Source organism: Thalassobacillus devorans MSP14 (assembly GCF_000496835.1).
In the GTDB taxonomy this organism is placed as follows: Bacteria; Bacillota; Bacilli; order Bacillales; family Halobacillaceae; genus Thalassobacillus; species Thalassobacillus devorans_B.
This window is the reverse complement of the sequence record NZ_KI543236.1, coordinates 258,826-275,620: the sequence shown is the minus strand read 5'-3', so window position 1 is coordinate 275,620 and position 16,795 is coordinate 258,826. Positions and strand designations below refer to the sequence as shown.

Annotated in this window: 18 protein-coding genes and 1 other annotated feature; of the genes, 5 read left to right on the top strand and 13 right to left on the bottom strand. The window is 42.4% G+C overall.

Features of this window, described 5'->3' with window-relative positions; genetic code table 11:
* Nucleotides 1-8: 8 nt before the first annotated feature.
* The 6 genes from P855_RS0102185 to P855_RS0102160 all read right to left on the bottom strand — a co-directional run bounded on the left by P855_RS0102185 (nucleotide 9) and on the right by P855_RS0102160 (nucleotide 7,418).
* On the bottom strand, nucleotides 9-1,241 hold the full coding sequence (locus tag P855_RS0102185) for a putative glycoside hydrolase (RefSeq protein WP_028782057.1): 1,233 nt from the start codon (nucleotides 1,239-1,241) through the stop codon (nucleotides 9-11).
* Between the two features lie 209 nt (nucleotides 1,242-1,450).
* Nucleotides 1,451-2,386, bottom strand: a complete 936-nt coding sequence (locus P855_RS0102180) for an ABC transporter ATP-binding protein (RefSeq protein WP_028782056.1) — start codon at nucleotides 2,384-2,386, stop codon at nucleotides 1,451-1,453.
* Nucleotides 2,383-3,444 (bottom strand): ABC transporter ATP-binding protein, encoded by a 1,062-nt coding sequence (locus tag P855_RS0102175; RefSeq protein ID WP_028782055.1) that lies wholly within the window; start codon nucleotides 3,442-3,444, stop codon nucleotides 2,383-2,385. Before P855_RS0102175 ends, P855_RS0102180 begins: the two co-directional genes overlap by 4 nt.
* Before the next feature lie 16 nt (nucleotides 3,445-3,460).
* The gene (gene opp3C / locus P855_RS0102170; RefSeq protein ID WP_028782054.1) at nucleotides 3,461-4,603 is read right to left on the bottom strand and encodes an oligopeptide ABC transporter permease; all 1,143 of its coding nucleotides are present in this window, start codon (nucleotides 4,601-4,603) and stop codon (nucleotides 3,461-3,463) included.
* 3 nt (nucleotides 4,604-4,606) lie between these two features.
* On the bottom strand, nucleotides 4,607-5,536 hold the full coding sequence (gene opp3b / locus P855_RS0102165) for an oligopeptide ABC transporter permease (protein ID WP_028782053.1): 930 nt from the start codon (nucleotides 5,534-5,536) through the stop codon (nucleotides 4,607-4,609).
* Between the two features lie 166 nt (nucleotides 5,537-5,702).
* Nucleotides 5,703-7,418 carry a peptide ABC transporter substrate-binding protein gene (locus P855_RS0102160; protein ID WP_028782052.1) on the bottom strand — a complete coding sequence of 572 codons (1,716 nt, stop codon included), beginning with the start codon at nucleotides 7,416-7,418 and terminating at the stop codon, nucleotides 5,703-5,705.
* A gap of 378 nt (nucleotides 7,419-7,796) precedes the next feature.
* Between P855_RS0102160 and P855_RS0102155 the strand changes: the two genes are divergently transcribed.
* A complete protein-coding gene (locus P855_RS0102155; protein ID WP_235062598.1) occupies nucleotides 7,797-8,165 on the top strand; it encodes a DUF3899 domain-containing protein in 369 nt (122 codons plus the stop codon).
* Nucleotides 8,166-8,222: 57 nt separating this feature from the next.
* Nucleotides 8,223-8,420, top strand: a binding site (T-box leader).
* Between the two features lie 105 nt (nucleotides 8,421-8,525).
* Complete coding sequence (gene trpS, locus P855_RS0102150) at nucleotides 8,526-9,521, top strand: tryptophan--tRNA ligase (protein ID WP_028782050.1); 996 nt, start codon at nucleotides 8,526-8,528, stop codon at nucleotides 9,519-9,521.
* Nucleotides 9,522-9,550: 29 nt separating this feature from the next.
* On the opposite strand, the gene P855_RS0102145 is transcribed toward trpS, so the two are convergent.
* The gene (locus P855_RS0102145; protein WP_028782049.1) at nucleotides 9,551-10,315 is read right to left on the bottom strand and encodes a YjbA family protein; all 765 of its coding nucleotides are present in this window, start codon (nucleotides 10,313-10,315) and stop codon (nucleotides 9,551-9,553) included.
* Between the two features lie 83 nt (nucleotides 10,316-10,398).
* On the bottom strand, nucleotides 10,399-10,614 hold the full coding sequence (locus P855_RS0102140) for a hypothetical protein (protein ID WP_327084768.1): 216 nt from the start codon (nucleotides 10,612-10,614) through the stop codon (nucleotides 10,399-10,401).
* A 150-nt stretch (nucleotides 10,615-10,764) separates the two neighbouring features.
* Here P855_RS0102140 and P855_RS0102135 point away from each other — a divergent pair, with 150 nt between their 5' ends.
* Complete coding sequence (locus tag P855_RS0102135; protein ID WP_037985573.1) at nucleotides 10,765-11,748, top strand: LCP family protein; 984 nt, start codon at nucleotides 10,765-10,767, stop codon at nucleotides 11,746-11,748.
* Nucleotides 11,749-11,793: 45 nt separating this feature from the next.
* On the opposite strand, the gene fabF is transcribed toward P855_RS0102135, so the two are convergent.
* Together fabF and P855_RS0102125 are read right to left on the bottom strand one after the other, a co-directional pair.
* On the bottom strand, nucleotides 11,794-13,032 hold the full coding sequence (gene fabF, locus P855_RS0102130) for a beta-ketoacyl-ACP synthase II (protein ID WP_028782046.1): 1,239 nt from the start codon (nucleotides 13,030-13,032) through the stop codon (nucleotides 11,794-11,796).
* 18 nt (nucleotides 13,033-13,050) lie between these two features.
* Entirely contained in the window at nucleotides 13,051-13,989 is a 939-nt protein-coding gene (locus P855_RS0102125) for a beta-ketoacyl-ACP synthase III (RefSeq protein ID WP_028782045.1), read from the bottom strand.
* A 150-nt stretch (nucleotides 13,990-14,139) separates the two neighbouring features.
* Here P855_RS0102125 and P855_RS0102120 point away from each other — a divergent pair, with 150 nt between their 5' ends.
* Nucleotides 14,140-14,361, top strand: a complete 222-nt coding sequence (locus P855_RS0102120) for a hypothetical protein (RefSeq protein ID WP_028782044.1) — start codon at nucleotides 14,140-14,142, stop codon at nucleotides 14,359-14,361.
* 139 nt (nucleotides 14,362-14,500) lie between these two features.
* Here P855_RS0102120 and P855_RS0102115 read toward each other — a convergent pair whose 3' ends face one another.
* Nucleotides 14,501-15,454, bottom strand: a complete 954-nt coding sequence (locus tag P855_RS0102115) for a BMP family ABC transporter substrate-binding protein (RefSeq protein WP_028782043.1) — start codon at nucleotides 15,452-15,454, stop codon at nucleotides 14,501-14,503.
* Nucleotides 15,455-15,547: 93 nt separating this feature from the next.
* Nucleotides 15,548-16,144, bottom strand: a complete 597-nt coding sequence (locus P855_RS0102110; RefSeq protein ID WP_028782042.1) for a hypothetical protein — start codon at nucleotides 16,142-16,144, stop codon at nucleotides 15,548-15,550.
* A 144-nt stretch (nucleotides 16,145-16,288) separates the two neighbouring features.
* On the opposite strand from P855_RS0102110, the gene P855_RS21675 reads away from it, so the two are divergent.
* Nucleotides 16,289-16,462: a YjzD family protein gene (locus P855_RS21675; RefSeq protein ID WP_084315601.1), complete on the top strand. Its 174-nt coding sequence runs from the start codon at nucleotides 16,289-16,291 to the stop codon at nucleotides 16,460-16,462.
* Between the two features lie 93 nt (nucleotides 16,463-16,555).
* On the opposite strand, the gene P855_RS0102100 is transcribed toward P855_RS21675, so the two are convergent.
* Nucleotides 16,556-16,735 (bottom strand): YjzC family protein, encoded by a 180-nt coding sequence (locus tag P855_RS0102100; RefSeq protein ID WP_028782041.1) that lies wholly within the window; start codon nucleotides 16,733-16,735, stop codon nucleotides 16,556-16,558.
* Nucleotides 16,736-16,795 lie beyond the last annotated feature (60 nt).

Sequence of the window (16,795 nt, the reverse complement as noted above, 5' to 3'; positions counted from 1 at the left end):
CTTTTTTATTACTTTAATGGTGTGTAATCGACACCTTTTGTATAACTGTTACCTGGATTCCAAATCAGAAATTCATTGATCCCATTCTCATTCAGGGCGCGAATCTGGGCTTCTACTTCTGCTACCCCGTATTGTTTTGCTGGGCCGGAGTAGAGCCACGGCGCTTCAAAGTCCTGAATCCATGGTCTTGATGTCGGCGGATCATCCAGCTTAGCCAACACTTCATTTTCCACTTTGGCATATTCAACCGTCAACTTATATGGCTCCATATCCGGCTTCTTTATGCCGAAATAAGAAGTCCAGTGACTTGGGTAGATCATAGACGAAATGACATCGACATTGGAGCTGATTTTAGAAAAGTTCTGTCCGATTCCCGGCGCTTCCGGAATGGTAGCGGAATATCCAAAAATATCAACAGAAACATCTACATCATAATCATGCAGTTCTTTTCTTGCATAAGCAACAAAATCTGTTACAGCCTGCACCCTTTTTTGTACCTCATCCATTTCCAGATTTGCATACTCTCCTTGATTATATTCCAATGTTTGGTCACGATTCTCGAATCCTTCCGGAAAACGTACATAATCGAATTGGATATCCTCAAACCCGAGTTTTGCTGCCATAATCGCAATTTCTACATTATACTCCCAGACTTCTTTCATGAATGGATTAACAAAGGCTTCTCCCCTGCCGTTCCTCCAGATCTGTCCATTCTTTTTAAAGGAGAGATCCGGACGCTTCTCAGCCAATATGGAATCTTTAAAGACAACCACTCGTGCAATTGGATAAATTCCCTTCTCCTCCAGCACTTCAAGCATTTTTCTCGGTTCTTTGATAAATGGCTTCGCAATATCATAATAAGGCGAACCTTCATCAGGCTTAAATGTTAAATTTCCATGGTCTTCTTTAATATCAATCACCATCGCGTTTAAATCCGTGGAACCAACAAGCTCCAGTAAGGATTCGAAACGACTGCCTCCTGCTGAATTACCCGTTACATAAATCCCCCGCACTGCATCTGGATACTCAAACGTCAGACCAGAATCATAGACGAACCGCGCTGCAGGTTTCTCGTTTTCCAATAGTTGTAATGACACTTCTCTTGCTTGCAAGTTATTCACCGGCAATGCTTCTTCTTCGCTTGATTCTTCTGCATGTGTTATATGTACCGGAACCAATACCAGAACAAAAAGAATGCTGATGAATATGAAACTCTTAAGCTGTCTTACCTTTTTTTTCATAATTGACCCTACTCCCCAAGTGTTTTCTATTTCTATTATAAAAGAGGAATCCTATAAATTGGTAGGTTATTTAGTAAAATTTTGTAGAAAATCTCAAAATATATCAAATGAACTAATTTAACCCTTTGACTCCGTTTTATCTATACACAAAAAGACAAGGCTTCATTCCGAAAACCAGGAATGAACCTTGTCTTGATTGTGTATCCGTTTTAAACAGAAACATATTCTTTTTTATAATGTTCGTATTCTTTTGTTGTACAGAGCACCCAATGATCCGGTCCAATTTCCCGGAATTCCGGCTCTTCACTTGTATCATGTTGACTTGGGTCATATTCCTCCCGGACACGGTTACGTTCGTAATCCGGATCCGGTAAAGGAATAGCAGACAATAAAGATTTCGTATACGGATGCATTGGATTCTTATATAAATCATCTGCGTCAGCCAGTTCCACAAGCTTACCGAAATACATGACGCCAATTCGATCACTGATATATTTGACCATCGACAAGTCATGGGCAATGAACAAGTATGTCAAATCATTCTCTCTTTGCAGTTTTTTCAGCAAGTTGACCACCTGGGCCTGGATAGAAACATCAAGTGCCGAAATAGGTTCGTCAGCGATGATGAAACTCGGATCTACAGCCAAAGCACGGGCGATTCCGATTCGCTGCCGCTGTCCGCCACTGAATTCATGCGGATAACGGTTCGCATGTTCCTTGTTCAAACCCACTGTCTCCAGGAGGTCATGCACACGCTTCTTGCGCGCTTCTTTTGTTTTGACCAACCCGTGGATATCCAAGCCTTCTGCAATGATATCTTCTACTTTCATACGAGGGTTCAAGGATGCATAAGGATCCTGGAATATCATTTGCATTTCACGGTTGAATTGCTTCAGATCTGCTTTATTCTTTTTATCGTGTACATTGGTTCCATTGAATATGACTTCACCATCGGTTGCATCGTATAAACGGATGATTGTCCGGCCTGTTGTTGATTTTCCACATCCGGATTCACCTACAAGCCCAAAGGTTTCTCCTTTATAAATATCAAAGGTCAACCCATCGACTGCTTTTACGACACTGTGACGCCCGGTTTTGAAATGCTGTTTTAAGTTTTTGATTTCGACTAATTTTTCTCGACTCATGAGCGATCACCTTTCGTTTTAAGTTCAGCCTCTTGAGCAAATCCTTGCATTCTGCGTTGAATGGTAGCAGGAGGCTCAACATCCGGGGCATGCTCGTGCAATAGCCATGTTGCGGCATAATGCGTGTCAGACACCTTGAACATTGGCGGCTGCTGTTCAAAGTCGATTTTCATCGCATAATCATTCCGGGCTGCAAACGCATCCCCTTTCGGTGGAGCAATCAAGTCCGGTGGTGTACCAGGAATGGCATATAAATCTTCATCAGCACTGTCCAAAGAAGGCATGGAACCAAGCAGTCCCCATGTATATGGATGTTTTGGATTATAGAAGATTTCATCAACGGTCCCAATTTCTACAATTTTACCTGCATACATGACCGCTACCCGGTCGGCCACATTGGCAACAACGCCAAGGTCATGCGTAATGAAGATGATGGATGAATCTGTTTTCTTCTGGATATCTTTCATCAACTCTAAGATTTGTGCCTGTATCGTTACATCAAGTGCGGTAGTCGGTTCATCGGCGATGAGAAGCTTAGGGTTACAAGCCAGTGCAATCGCCACCACGACACGCTGACGCTGTCCGCCAGAGAATTGATGCGGATATTGATCGACACGGTTAGCTGCATCTGGAAGGCCTACCAGTTCCATCAATTCAATCGCACGCTTTTTCGCCTGGGCCCGGCCCATCTTCTGGTGCTTGATGAGACCTTCCATAATTTGATTTCCGATCTTCATGGTTGGATTCAATGACGTCATTGGATCCTGGAAGATCATTGAAATATCCTTACCTCGGATTTTCTCCATTTGTTTTTCACTTAGTTTAGCTAAATCTTTATCTTCGAAAAGGATTTCCCCTTCTTTGATACGACCCGGAGGCTGAGGAATCAGACGCATCAATGCTTTCGTCGTCACCGACTTGCCTGAACCAGATTCTCCGACAATCGCCAGGGTTTCTCCTTTGTGTACATCAAAACTTACACCTCTGACAGCCTGGACTTCTCCTCCGTAGGTGTCAAAGGATACACTTAAGTTGTTTACCTGTAGAAGTTTTTCCATTTGGTATTCCTTCCTCCTATTCACGCATCTTCGGATCAAACGCATCCCGCAGTCCATCGGCCAATATGTTGAAGGCAACCATAATCATGGAAATGATGATTGCAGGGAATATCAGCACGTGTGGGTTGGTCTGCAATGACTTAAACCCGTCATCGATCAATGTTCCCAAGGATGCGACCGGGGTTGGAAGCCCTAACCCGATGAAGCTTAAGAATGCTTCAAAGAATATAGCACTTGGAATCGTAAACATCGTATTGATGACGATCAAACCAGTAACATTCGGTACAAGGTGTTTTTTCAATATTCTGCTGTCTGGTGATCCGAGTGTTCTGGAGGCAAGTACAAATTCCTGATTCTTCAATTTCAACACTTGTCCCCGTATGATCCGTGCCATCGATATCCACCCGGTAATAGTCAGGGCAATGGTGATTGACAGGATTCCCGGTTCTAATATCAAAATCATCAGGATTACAATGACCAGGTTAGGTATCCCAACTAAGACTTCGATAATCCGTTGCATGATGTTGTCGACACGTCCGCCATAATATGCGGAGACTCCGCCATAAATGACACCAATCACCATATCAATAGCGGCTGCTAAAAAGGCGATATATAGAGAGATCCGGGTTCCATGCCACGTACGTGTCCATAAATCACGTCCAAGGCTATCCGTTCCAAACCAGAAATTATTTTCCAGTCCCTTAGCTTCATAAACATCAAGAGATGCTTCAACTTTTGCTTTTTCTCCATTTCCACCTTCATCGAGAACTTTGTATTCTATAAAATCAGCGTTTGCTGCCCCAAGCTTCAATTTTGCGACATTTTTCGCGGCATCGACAGACTCTCCCTCTATTACGGTCGACTCCATGCCATCAACACCAAGCCAGCTGATGTTTTCAAGCACAGGAATTTTAGGGGGTATATAGGAGCGACCTAAGTCCTGTTCATAAGGAGTGAATTGGTTCATATAAGGTCCCAATATCGCCATGATCACTAAGATAATCAGTGTTACAACTCCTGCCATCGCTCCAAGGTTCTTACGAAGCCGATTAAAGGAGTCCTGCCAGAAAGACAAACTTGGGCGAGTAATTTTCTCGCTTTCCTCTCCCCTACGATCGGCAGGGACAAAAAGATCTTTTGATGGTTTTGTGTTATCCATAATTTATTTCTCTCCTTCGGCAAGTCTAATTCTAGGATCGATGAGACCATAGAGGAGGTCGATGACTAAAATGATGAAAATGAAAAAGAAAGAGAAGAATAGCGTTGTACCCATAATGATCGGAAAGTCATTAGTCGTTATTGAGGTAACGAACTGCTCACCAATTCCAGGTACTGCGAAAATCTTCTCAATAACCAAGGTCCCAGTCATTAAAGCTACTGCCAGAGGACCCATTACGGTTACCAAAGGAATCAACGCATTACGTACCCCGTGCTTAAAGACGACCCCAAATTTGTTCACACCTTTTGCACGCGCAGTCTGTATAAAATCAGATCCCAAAACTTCTAACATTTCTGTCCGCATAAAACGGGCTGCAATTGCAATCGGGAACATCGCCAAAGCTACGGTCGGCAGTACCGTGTGTTGCCATGTACCCCAAAGCGCTACCGGGAACCAGCCTAATTTAAGAGCAATGAAATATTGCAATAGACCTGCGAAAATAAATGATGGAATCGATTTTCCAATAACAGCCACAAATGTGGACGAATAATCAAGAAAGCCATTATGATAGATAGCCGCTACTAATCCAAGCAGCATACCTATGATAGTCCCAATAATCAGAGCCTGTGCTCCTAGTTGCATGGAAGGACCGATACGATCCATAATGATGTCTGTAACTTCCCTGTTATCAAACTGGAATGAAATCCCTAAATCTCCTACAGCTAAACCACCCATATATTTCAAATACTGGATTGGTACTGGGTCATTCAAACCGTACTTTTCAAGAATGATCTCTTTTTGTGCTTCAGACAATTTATCTTCCATGGTCAGTGGTGTACCAGGCAGCATTTTCATTAAGAAAAATGAAAAAGTCGCGATTATAATCAGCGTCAACAACATGTAGATTAGTCGTTTGGTGATATAACGAGCCATTCTTGCCCACCTCCTATATTTATAAGTGTTTTCTTATTATTATAAATAACTGAATATTGATTATTATCAGTTATATTTGATGGCAGGGAAAAAGAGAGCATATGCCAACAACATGGTCATATACTCTCTCCCCTCCGAGTCAGCTATATTCGATTATGAAAAGCTATTACTCTTTATCAATATAAGCATACTTGTAAGTGTAGTCAGGTCCCATTGGGTTAGTGATTACACCCTTAACGTAAGGTTTCCAAAGCTTCGCAACAGCACGTTGATATAGAGGAGCTAGTACTGCATCTTCTTTGATCAACATTTTTTCAGCTTCCAGGAATGTTTCGAAACGCTTAACCGGCTCAAGAGCAAGCTCGTTGTTAGCTTTTTCGATAAGCGCGTCATACTCTTCGTTGGAGTAACCAGTCTTGTTGTTTCCGCCATCTGTTACCCACATGTTCAGGAAGGTGTTCGGATCAATATAGTCAGGGCCCCAACCGGAGTTTTGCAATTCATATTCCATTTCAGTGTCCAGACGCAGACGCTCTTTAAATGGAACCGGCTTAACATTTACAGTCAAACCTTCAAGCTGCTCCAATTGGTTCTTCAAGTAAGCATCCATCTCTTTAGCAACTTCAGAGTCACCGCCAAGAAGTTCAAGTTCTACTTTATCTTTTCCAAGCTCTTCTAGAGCTTTCTTCCAGTGTTCCTGTGCTTTCTCTACATTATGCTCAACAAGTGGACCGTTGATTTCACGGAAGTCTTTTCCACTTTCAGGATGTTTAGCAAAGTTTTGAGGAATGTCACCTACAGCTGGAAGGGATCCGTTAGCAAGGATGACATTAACCAGGTCTTCACGGTTGATTACAGATTGAATCGCTTTACGTGCATTAACATTGCCAAGCACTTCATGTTGCTGGTTCATCTTCAGGTAGAAAAGTACTGGTTCTTCTTCTGTCTTCAATTCTTCGCTGCCAGCTTTTTGCTGTACGAATTCACCACTAAGGGCAGCAGCATCGATCTCGCCAGAATCATAAAGGTTTACACGTGTAGAAGTTTCTTTAACTACTTTTACATTAATCTTTTCAAGGTTTACATTTTCTGCATCCCAGTAGTCCTTGTTCTTTTCAAGAGTCCAGCCTTCTTCGTGCTTCCATTCAGTCATTTTGAATGGTCCGTTGGCTAGGATTGTGTCAGCTTCAAGAGCAAACTTATCGCCTTGCTTTTCAACAAAGTCCTGGTTCAACGGCAGGAAAGTACCGAAAGCAGTCAAGGACAAGAAATAAGGGATCGGCTTTTCAAGTTCTACTTTCAATGTGTAATCATCTTCTGCAGTTACACCAAGCTTATCCACTGGCATCTCGCCTTTAGAGATAGCTTCAGCGTTTTTGATAACGCCGTTCATCATGTATGGACCATACTCGGAACCAGTGTCCGGGTTAACAGCACGCTGCCATGCATATACGAAATCATGTGCTGTTACAGGGTCACCGTTTTCCCAAGTTGCATCTTCACGTAATTTGAAAGTCCAGGTCAAAGCATCTTCACTTTGTTCATGGCTTTTTGCGATAGCTGGTTCCAGTTTAGCATTTTCACCCAGGCGATAAAGCCCGTCCATTGTAGAACCTAACCATTGGAATGCAACGGCATCAGTTGCCATGGAAGGATCCATTGTTGGAATCTCGGCAGAGTCAGTGATGTTCAATACTTGTTCTCCGCTAGGCTCGCCTTCTGCACCTTCGCTTCCTTCATTACCTTCACTTTCATTTTTTTCTTCTGTATTCCCTTCGCTGTTGCCACCGTCGGCGTTATTATCGCCGCCGCCTGAGCAAGCTACCAGGAACATGCTTAGAACTAATGCTAGTCCAAGCAATAACCAATTTGTCTTTCTCATGAAAGAATGACCTCCCCAAAAATATAATTTTCTAAATATTAACGCAGATGATTAATCTACAATACGAATTATACAAGTTTTCTAACTATTTTGCATTAATATTTTTTTGATAAAATTGTAAGAACCTTGTCATTATTACATTCTTGTGGCATAAAATAGGCTAAATTGCCTATTTTATTTTACGAAGGTCCTACATGAAGACGGTGTATTTTTACATATGAAATAGTATTTTTACAATTCATGCGGCAATAATTACTTTTAATTTCATACTTGTTATATTCCTGGTTGAAATTTACTTTTTTCTCAAGTGCCTGCAGATTCAAAAAAACATGCTATAATAAAAGAAGTATTTTTAAAGAAAGGATGTGCCTACTTCTAATGGTATTAAAAAATAAGTGGGTGTTCTTATTCATTAATTTTTCAGTGGTGACACTACTATTTTTTATGCGGGCACCTGTGTACGACTTGTTCCATTATATTAACCAGACCTTCTATATCGCCTTCTTCTACCTTTTTGGCGGACTTCTTTTGTGGGTGATCCGAGGGGGCTTTTTCGATTCCATAACGTATAGTTTTCGCAGATTCTACCATAGAGTAGCAAAGACAGCAGATTATATGGAAGATTGGAAAAAGAAGCCGCTTCCTTCTCAAACCGTCGACGGTAGAGTTTTAAAGTTCTTTTTGTTTCAGGGAATTTTAATGAACCTTGGAATGTTTGGTATGCTTATTTATTACTATCAGCTTTGAACAACTGATTGTTGCAACCTGGAAAAAGTTTATTTATAATTTGTTCCATAGGAATATTTACACGCGATGAAAAAGTATAGTACCGGACTTCACTGTTTTTCAGAGAGGCTGTGGTTGGTGGAAACAGCTGACAAAGGTTACCGGGAATTGGGCTTTGGAGCTTCGTCTCAGACGACGTACCCCTGCGTTAAAGGGCAAGTGATTCCGCATAGTGCGGAGTAACAAGGGTGGTACCACGGTTCATTCGTCCCTTCTATTATAGAGGGAGAATGGCCTTTTTTTATTGGTATAACACTGCTGCTTCCAATCAATGAAATAACTTTATCAAAAACAAAGAATAAATTAAATGAGGTGTAGACAATGAAGACAATTTTTTCAGGAATTCAGCCAAGTGGAACATTGACACTCGGCAACTACCTGGGAGCGATGAAACATTTCGTCGAACTCCAGAAAGACAACCATTGTTACTTCTGTGTGGTCGATGAGCATGCCATCACTGTCCCTCAGGACCGTTTGAAGCTGCGTGACAATATCCGTTCATTGGCAGCTTTATACCTTGCGTCCGGTATCGATCCGGACAAATCCACGCTATTCATCCAGTCGGAAGTTTCTGCTCACACCCAGCTTGGCTGGATGCTCCAATGTGTCAGCTATATCGGTGAATTGGAGCGAATGACGCAATTCAAAGACAAGTCTCAAGGAAAAGAAGCAGTTTCCTCTGGACTGTTGACCTATCCGCCATTGATGGCTGCCGATATTCTTCTATATAAAACAGACATTGTGCCAGTAGGTGAAGATCAGAAACAGCATTTGGAGCTCACCCGTAATCTGGCGGAGCGCTTCAATAATAAATATAACGATATATTCACCGTCCCGGAAGTAAGCATTCCGAAGGTTGGTGCCAGAATTATGTCACTTCAGGATCCAACCAAAAAGATGAGTAAATCTGATGAAAACCAAAAAGCTTATATTTCTATGCTCGATGAGCCAAAAAAAATCGAGAAAAAGATCAAGAGTGCTGTCACTGATTCGGAAGGCATTGTAAAATATGATAAAGAAAATAAAGCGGGGATTTCCAACCTGCTTACCATCTATTCTACCTGTACCGGAGAAAGTGTGGAAGCATTGGAAGCGAAATACGAAGGTAAAGGCTATGGGGAATTCAAGCAGGACGTTGCAAATGCCGTGATTCTGACACTTTCCCCTATCCAGGAGCGTTACCATGAACTGATTGAATCTAAAGAGCTGGACGATGTACTTGATAACGGAGCAGATCGTGCTAATCATGCCGCAGAAAAAATGCTGCAAAAAGCGAAAAAAGCGATGGGACTGGGTCGCGTCAAAAAGAAGAAATAGAAAAGTAAAACCAGAATTGAAGGCGAACTTCAATTCTGGTTTTTAATTCCAGCTTCCGCTTTATGATTTTCTAATTCCCAAATTTTTTCAAAGAATGGCTGCCCCTTGATGATTTTTCCGCATAACTCCTCGTGAGCACGGCTCCACCCCGGCGTCGTTCCTTCATATAGTTTTTGCCAGGCTTGTTCGATCGTATATTCTTTTACCATCGGATAATGGCTTGGTTCCCACTCAGTGAGCCAATAACGTATTTCTTCCGGGTTATCGGTATGCTGCAATTGATCCAGCGCCATCATCAGCAATTGTTTCAATTGTCTTTCCTTCCTCGTAAGCCCAAGCATATATTCTGGAGACAAGGATAATATGTGATGTTCCTTTTTCGCCAAGGAAGAGTCCCAGTCATATTTATTCGGTTTTTGTCCTTCAATCATTTCAAGCGCTAATCTTTCCTGGCGTGGAATCAGCCTGCTCTTACGGACTGGCAGTGTATAGCCCAGCGTATCGAATGCAAGTACAGAGTGTCCATTGGTAACGATAGCGGCATAATCGAGCGACTTACGCTCCTGATTTTTTCTCAAGTAAGCTCTTCTATGGATGGATTCTAACAAACTGATCGGCAAATCCTGTAAATCATTCTCAATAAACTGGTACAAATCATTAGTTATATACAATAGCGGAGCCTGATCCAGGAGTTCTATCCCATCTTCTTTCCGCCACTCATGAAATGGAGAAACGTTGTATCCGTTCTCCTCCCCTTCGAACCAGTTCACCCAAACATCATGTAAATATAACATACCCGGTACTCACCTTCCATCCCTTAGTTTCGTTTGCCATCAGTATGACCAAATCTGGAAGTTTTATTCTCCTTTTGGAATTATTAACAAGGGGATTGTCCAATTTTCAATGTCGTAAGCAGCATAAGAATAATACCGATAGGAAATAACCAGCACTCACTGCGTGTCTGGACAAACTGAAGGTACTCAATCCAGGTGAAGCCCGCTGGAAGCAGATTCATATACGAAATCAATGATATTCCACCACTTACAGTGAAACCGAAGCCTACTAAAAAAACGAACCAATAAAAGATATCCATCCCTCCAGCCTGTCCATTTTTTGTTAAATATATGAGCCAAACGCTATTAACATGACATGAAAACGATATCATCCGTAAAAACTATTTACTATCTAGGCTATACGCGGTAAATTAATAGATAGTGGTTTTTTAAAATGAGGTGATACTTTGGTGACCACTCGTAAAGAATTTAAACAACGCAACCGGAAGAAGAGAAGGAAACGGAAAGCTTTCATTGCTGTGTTCCTGCTTTTCTTAATAATAGGAATCGGAATAAGCAGCTATGAATATATGGCAGGTAAACGGGATGCAATGGGCGAGACTGAAGGAGAACTTGAGAACAATGAATTCAAACATGAATTCCAGGGCGTTGATAATAAAGATGGAAAAACTACCGTGCTGATGCTTGGGGTCGATAAGCGCAGCAATAAAGAAACGATGCGTACAGATACCATTATGATTGCACAATATGACCCTGAAGAGAATGAAGCAAAACTGGCATCTCTGATGCGGGACACTTATGTGGATATCCCGGGTTATGGTTACAATAAGTTGAATGCCGCATTTGCTTTTGGTGGACCGGAGCTGCTTAGACAAACGATCAAAAAGAACTTTGGTATTGAAACAGAATACTATTCGATCGTCGACTTTGATGGATTTAAACAAATTGTTGATACCGTAGCTCCAGAAGGTATTGAAGTGGATGTTGAAAAGAAGATGTATCATAAGGATAATACTGGCACTATCAACCTTGAACCAGGCACTCAAAAGCTGAACGGCGAAGAACTATTAGGCTATGCCCGTTACCGTGGAGATGCTTCCAGTGACTTCGGCCGTGTCAAACGACAACAGGAAGTGATCCAGTTGATGAAAGATAAGCTTGTCTCCGCCAAGGGACTGCTTAAGGTACCAAGACTAATCGGTACGATCCAGCCCTATGTCGATACGAATATCGATTCCGGCAAAATGGTTGGACTCGCCAAAGACTTCATCTTTAATGCTCCTGATAATATCGAGACATTACGTATTCCGGTGGAGGGCTCTTACTGGAATGAAAGATACAGTCATGCCGGAGCGGTACTTGCCCACGATGAACAAAAGAACCGTGAAGCCTTACAGAAGTTTTTCGAAGTAGAAGATAGTTCTAAAGAATAGTAAAAAATGGTGCGCTCCTGTTAAGGAACGCACCATTTTTATTTATTATTCATATTTTTTGAAAACGAGGCTGGCATTATGACCGCCAAATCCAAGTGAATTACTCATTACAGCATCCACTTGCTGTTTACGGGCTTCATTCGGAACATAATCCAAATCACAATCCGGGTCTGGTGTTTCATAATTGATCGTTGGAGGCAAAATCCCATCCTCGATCGCCTTCAAGGAAATGATTGCCTCGATCGCTCCGGCCGCACCAAGCAGATGACCAGTCATCGACTTAGTGGATGACATCGCTATTTTACGGGCATGTTCGCCGAATACCTGTTTGGCTGCCATCGTTTCGAATTTGTCGTTCAATTCCGTTGATGTACCGTGGGCATTGATGTAAGAAATTGCTTCCGGACTCATACCTGCATCTTCAAGGGCCTGTTTCATCGCACGGACCGCACCTTCTCCTTCTGGTGCCGGTGCCGTAATGTGGTGAGCGTCTCCGGTCGAACCGTAGCCGACTATTTCACCATAAATATGGGCACCACGCTTCTGAGCAGATTCCAATGTTTCCATCACGAGAATTCCGGCACCTTCACCCATAACGAACCCATCGCGGTTTTTATCGAATGGACGGCTTGCTGTCTTCGGATCTTCATTAAAGGATAAGGCTTTTGCAGAAGAGAAGCCCGCAAACGACATCTTATTCATTGGTGATTCTGTACCACCAGTGATCATGATATCTGCATCCCCACGCTGGATAACTTTAAACGCATCCCCGATCGAGTTTGCACCGGATGCACATGCAGTTACGGTACAAGAGTTCATGGCTTTTGCTCCCAAAGTGATCGAAACCTGTCCGGCTGCCATATCGGGAATCATCATCGGAATGAAAAACGGGCTTACTCTCCGGTATCCTTTTTTCTGAAACTTTTCGAACTGTTCCTCATAAGTTCCCATACCACCGATACCTGAACCAATCCAGACACCTGTACGATAAGCGTTCTCTTCTGTGATTTCGAGGTCGGCGTCTTTGACAGCCATCAACGAAGCAGCTACCGCATACTGGGTAAAAGGATCCATCTTACGCGCTTCTTTTTTTTCGATGAAATCAGTCGGATCAAAATCCTTCACTTCCGCTGCCACTTTAGCAGGGTATTCATCTTTATTGATCTTGGTCATCGTATCAATTCCGGAACGGCCGGAAGTGATGCTGTCCCACATATCTTTGACATTGTTTCCTACAGGGGAAATAGCTCCGAGTCCTGTAATGACAACACGTTTATTTTCCATACCTGCTTCCTCCTTTTACTACTTGCCCCAACGCAGGGCGACTGCTCCCCAGGTCAATCCGCCGCCGAAACCGACAAGGACGACCAGGTCATCTTCTTTTATTTTACCTTCTTCTACTGCTTCAGACAAAGCGATCGGAATGGAAGCCGCTGAATTATTCCCATACTTATTTACTTTGATCGCCATTTTTTCTTCGGATATACCCAGGCGTTCCCGTGCTGCTTCCATAATGCGTATGTTTGCCTGGTGAGGGATCAGATAATCCACATCCTCTTTATTGTATCCGGCTTTTTCTACCACGTTGACCGATGCTTCCGGCATCCGTCGCACAGCAAACTTGAACACTTCACGTCCATTCATATACAGATGGTCTTCTTCATCCTGATACAAATGCTCGCCACCGGCACCATCCGCTCCCAGTTCATAAGAAAGGATGCCCTTCCCTTCACTGACAGGACCGACGACAGCCGCTCCTGCTCCGTCTCCAAATAAGACAGCTGTATTGCGGTCATCCCAATCGACGATTTTCGATAGTTTTTCCACACCTACGACTAATATATTTTTATAATCTCCAGATTCGATGAATTGCTTTGCTGTCGCTAAGCCGTACATAAAACCGGTACAAGCGGCACTGACATCCATTGCTGCAGCTCCCTTTGCTCCAAGGCGGTCCTGAATCATACAGGAAACCGAAGGGAAAGGCGTATCCGGTGTCACGGTTGCGACAAGGATCATATCCAGGTCTTCCGCCTTGACTCCGGCGTTTTCCAGCGCCCGCAAGGATGCCCGGAACGCCATATCTGATGAGTCCATATCATCGTCCGCAATCCGGCGCTCTTCTATACCTGTTCTCGTCTTGATCCATTCATCGCTCGTATCGACCATTTTCTCTAAATCTTTATTCGTGAGGACTTTTTCCGGTACAAAATGACCTGTACCTAAAATTCCAGCTTTCATATACCCATCCCCTTATGGTAGTGTCTAATACTAATTATTATGACTTGGTCCTAATTTTAATGTATAACCTATATTTTAGCAAGTATTCAAAAGTCCTGCGCCCACAAGCATCACCTCTATTTACATAGGATAATGCAGGAGGTGTCAGCTATGCCGGATAACGAAAAGAAACAGCACCCATTTGATGCTTTCATGTTTGGTAACCGCACCCGTACACGCGATACCACTACCAGTGAAAAACAAGAGGAAAGCAATTCTTTTGATTGGATGGAATTGATGAAAAACATGTCCGATACCTACCACGCCTTCAATCCCTACATCAAAAACCTATCCAAAGCGATCGATAAATTCAAAAGTGGAAGCGACAAGTAAGTGCACTTTCCAGCAGCACCTTCAACCATGGAGGTGTTGTTTTAATAGAAAAAACTGCTATTGTACGAACTCATAGACATGGATGAATGGCATCAAAAAAGAGCCGCTGCCAATTAATTAGCAGCGGCTCTTTTTTGTATTATTTCTCAGTCGGGAGCTCTCCTGTCTCGACATAATTATCTACCATGTTATTGACCTGATCCTTTACCTCTTCAGGAACATTAGGGCTGAACTTACCCATGGAAATGGCACCATCCTGAAAATCAAAAGTCAAAACCTCACCTGGAAGATTCCCTTTCATTAAACGTTCCATTGCAATCTTATATAATTTCTCCACGTGCTGGACTGTACTGGTCAACACGGTACCTTTACCGAGCGAAGACTGATCAGATACATATCCAATGGCATAATGTCCATCATTTTGTATCTGCTGGATCATTGGCGGATTGAAACCGTCGCCGGCTGGATAAAAGACATCTGTTCCTTGTTTTGCCATCCGGTCGTATAACTTCATTGCCCGTTCCGTATCATCCCAGCCACCTACAAACGAAAAGTTCACCTTCGCCTCCGGGTTGATATATTTGACACCTTCGTAAAACCCTTCCACTTCCGGCTGCCATTCATGGGCGGCAATCAACCCGACCTGATTAGATTTCGTCATACTGCCCGCTACTACTCCCCCGAAAAATCCCATCGCATCCGCGCTGAAATTCAGACTCGTGACATTTTCAGCAGAATACCCGCCATTGAAATAAACAAAATGAACTTCCGGAAAATCTTCATGTATCGATTTGAAATACTCTCCATAAATACTGCTGTGCCCGAAGATGACATTGACCCCTTTATTAACAAGCTCATCGACAGCTTTGTTTACATCGGATTGATTTTTGATGCCTTCTTTAAAGTAGACATCGACATCATACTCTTCCTTTATTTTCAACAACCCTTTATATCCTTTCTGTCCCCATGCCTGATCATGGATCGTCGTTTCCACCAGCATCCCGACAGAGCGAACTTCCCCTTCACTGAAACCAACATTGCAACCAGTCAATAGCATAATAGCAAGTAAGTTTAATACGATGGTTTTTTTCACTATAAGCACTCCTACAGCTTCACTTATCTCTTTGTTATTCTTATTTTAACTATATTTACTATTATAAGTAAATGAATTAGTAGGAATATTAACCTAATCTTCATAAATACGACGGTATTGCCGGTAATGTTCCTGTAACTGTTCTTTCAACCCTTCAATATTTTTTGTCTGCTCCGGCAAGAAAGAGCGGAAGTCACCTGCTGTTCCTTTTCTTCCTTTTTCCGAAAAGTTCTTAAAGAAAGATACAATAAAGTCTTCTATATAGATGGCATCTTCCCTATCAATCAGTTCGGAAAGCAAGAATGGGTCTGTCTGACTTATATAAATAGTCTGTTCATCCCGCGGCATCCATTCCCCGTAAAGTGGCGGAAGTTCAACCTCTGTCCCTTCCTTATTCCTGAAATCTTCCACACTATCACAAACAAACAATTCACCATAACAGCTTCTGCTGAATGCTGGCCTGACAACACTTATCACGGCTTCAATCGTTTCATTATGACAATGCCGCTCCATTTCTTCGATGGAGTGAAAATGTTGAAACCGGCTGTTACGGCCAATAAAAAAATACAAGTTCTCCTGCTTTGTATCTTCAATCGGATCAATCCCAATCACTTCATGACCTTCCGTCAGCAAATGCTGCGTTAAATGAAACCCTATCCAATGGAAGCATGCATCGATGATATACACCATGTTCGCGTCCCCCTTCGTTATTCCATATTTATTCATACCAAGGGGCAGGTTATTCAATTATTCATCGACTAAAGCGATTTCATATTTATTTTTTTTACGGGGTTTGATAAACTAATGGGAGAATGTTAAATGAGGTGAACAGATATGCGTTTCTTTTGGACTATCTTTTGGGCTTTCTTATTAAGCTCCATGATTACTTATGTAATCAGCAATATGCAAAGTTCCACTTTCAGTTTCGTCCAAGTCATTATTTTAACCGTTCTATTCTCTGGAGCTGCGATTGTGCTTGCTGAGGGGTTAATCAAGGACGAGGCTTAGTCATCCTTTTAGAAAACTAATACAAAACAGGGCTGTCTCCTGATGGTGGGAATTTCACCATTTATGGAGACAGCCTTTTGTATTCATGGTATATTAAGGTTTGCGTTTATATGTCCAAATCCGGTCCTGGTTTTTTGTTTCAGGGAAACGGTCGCCAGCCTTCAAATGGATTTGCTGCGGCTCTGTCACCATGCTCCCTGTCTCACCGATTTCCACATATACTCCATTATTCGGTGCATGATCTCCAGCGCGAAATTGGTGTCTTTGACCCATTGTGCACACTCCTTTTTATTCTATATAGTTTTATCATGTGCATCTGCCATTCTTTCATAC

Coding starts and splice junctions, on each gene's coding strand:
- P855_RS0102185 (WP_028782057.1), bottom strand. CDS start 1,241: ATGAAAAAAAAGGTAAGACAGCTTAAGAGTTTCATATTCATCAGCATT.
- P855_RS0102180 (WP_028782056.1), bottom strand. CDS start 2,386: ATGAGTCGAGAAAAATTAGTCGAAATCAAAAACTTAAAACAGCATTTC.
- P855_RS0102175 (WP_028782055.1), bottom strand. CDS start 3,444: ATGGAAAAACTTCTACAGGTAAACAACTTAAGTGTATCCTTTGACACC.
- opp3C (WP_028782054.1), bottom strand. CDS start 4,603: ATGGATAACACAAAACCATCAAAAGATCTTTTTGTCCCTGCCGATCGT.
- opp3b (WP_028782053.1), bottom strand. CDS start 5,536: ATGGCTCGTTATATCACCAAACGACTAATCTACATGTTGTTGACGCTG.
- P855_RS0102160 (WP_028782052.1), bottom strand. CDS start 7,418: ATGAGAAAGACAAATTGGTTATTGCTTGGACTAGCATTAGTTCTAAGC.
- P855_RS0102155 (WP_235062598.1), top strand. CDS start 7,797: ATGGTATTAAAAAATAAGTGGGTGTTCTTATTCATTAATTTTTCAGTG.
- trpS (WP_028782050.1), top strand. CDS start 8,526: ATGAAGACAATTTTTTCAGGAATTCAGCCAAGTGGAACATTGACACTC.
- P855_RS0102145 (WP_028782049.1), bottom strand. CDS start 10,315: ATGTTATATTTACATGATGTTTGGGTGAACTGGTTCGAAGGGGAGGAG.
- P855_RS0102140 (WP_327084768.1), bottom strand. CDS start 10,614: ATGGATATCTTTTATTGGTTCGTTTTTTTAGTAGGCTTCGGTTTCACT.
- fabF (WP_028782046.1), bottom strand. CDS start 13,032: ATGGAAAATAAACGTGTTGTCATTACAGGACTCGGAGCTATTTCCCCT.
- P855_RS0102125 (WP_028782045.1), bottom strand. CDS start 13,989: ATGAAAGCTGGAATTTTAGGTACAGGTCATTTTGTACCGGAAAAAGTC.
- P855_RS0102120 (WP_028782044.1), top strand. CDS start 14,140: ATGCCGGATAACGAAAAGAAACAGCACCCATTTGATGCTTTCATGTTT.
- P855_RS0102110 (WP_028782042.1), bottom strand. CDS start 16,144: ATGGTGTATATCATCGATGCATGCTTCCATTGGATAGGGTTTCATTTA.
- P855_RS21675 (WP_084315601.1), top strand. CDS start 16,289: ATGCGTTTCTTTTGGACTATCTTTTGGGCTTTCTTATTAAGCTCCATG.
- P855_RS0102100 (WP_028782041.1), bottom strand. CDS start 16,735: ATGGGTCAAAGACACCAATTTCGCGCTGGAGATCATGCACCGAATAAT.